The sequence below is a fragment of the Janthinobacterium sp. CG_23.3 genome (genome assembly GCF_046115965.1).
Classification (GTDB): Bacteria; Pseudomonadota; Gammaproteobacteria; order Burkholderiales; family Burkholderiaceae_D; genus Janthinobacterium.
Genome location: NZ_JBJXIB010000272.1, coordinates 1 through 1289, shown reverse-complemented (window position 1 = coordinate 1289; position 1289 = coordinate 1). Strand labels below are relative to the sequence as shown.

Here is a 1289-nt window from a genome sequence, read left to right as displayed (position 1 = left end):
AATCGCCAACGGGCCGAACTGGAGCCGCTGATCGGCTTCTTCGTCAACACGCTGGTGCTGCGCACCCAGGTTGACGGCAACGCCGCGTTCAGCGACTTGCTGCAACAAGTGCGCGCCAGCGCGCTGGGCGCGTACGCGCACCAGGACCTGCCTTTCGAACAACTGGTCGAGGCCTTGAACCCCGAGCGCCACGCCAGCCATGCGCCGCTGTTCCAGGTGATGCTGGTGTTGCAGAACGCACCGTTGAGCGGACTGGCGCTGCCGGGCCTGACCCTCGAAGCGTTGCCCGGCGTGGACGCGCCGGCCAAGTTCGACCTGACCTGGAATGTGCGGGAAGAGGGTGGGCAATTGCTGAGCGCGTTCGAATACAGCACCGACCTGTTCGACGCGACAACGATAGAAAGGATGGCGGGTCATTTGACGCGCCTGCTGGAAGCGGTGGTAGCCGAGCCGGACATGCGCGTGGCGGACCTGCCGCTGCTGCCGAACGCCGAGCGGCGCCAGTTGCTGCTGGACTGGAACGACACTGCGCGCGCCTATCCCCAGGATACGCTGCACGGCATGGTCGAAGCCCAGGCGGCGCGCACGCCGGACCGTGTGGCCGTGGCGTTCGACGGGGTGGAACTCAGCTACGCCGAACTGAATGGGCGCGCCAATCAACTGGCCGGCCATTTGCGCGACATCGGCGTCACGACGGAAACCCTGGTCGGCGTGTGCCTGGAGCGTTCGCTCGACCTGGTGGTCGCGCTGCTGGGCATCCTGAAGGCCGGCGGCGCCTACGTGCCGCTGGACCCGGCCTATCCGAGCGCCCGGCTGGCGTATATGCTGGAGCACGCGCAGCCGCGCGTATTGCTCACTCAGGACAGTCTGCTCAAGGGCTTGCCGGCCTGTTCCGCCCAACTGTTTTGCATGGACCGCGACTGGCCGATGGCGGCCCGGCATGCCGACGGCAATCCGCATTGCCCGGTCGAAGGCGAGCACATCGCATACGTCATTTACACCTCCGGTTCGACCGGCAAGCCCAAGGGCGTGCAGGTGCCGCACCGCGGCGTCGTCAACTTCCTGAACACCATGCGGGAAACGCCCGGCGTCGCCGCCGCCGACGTGGTGCTGAACGTCACGTCGCTGTCTTTCGATATCGCCGTGCTGGAAGTGTTTCTGCCGCTGGTGAGCGGCGCCCGCACCGTGCTGTGCCCCGGCGCCGTGGCGAACGATCCGCAACAGCTCGCCGCGCTGATCGAACGCGCGCAGGTCACGGTGATGCAGGCCACGCCAGTCACCTGGCGCAT

1 protein-coding gene is annotated in these 1289 nt (G+C 67.0%); it reads left to right on the top strand.

Annotated features, from left to right (window positions below; all coding sequences use genetic code 11):
• The coding region (locus ACFDR9_RS27725; protein WP_409033079.1) for a non-ribosomal peptide synthetase at positions 1 to 1289 on the top strand (1289 nt) is incomplete at both ends.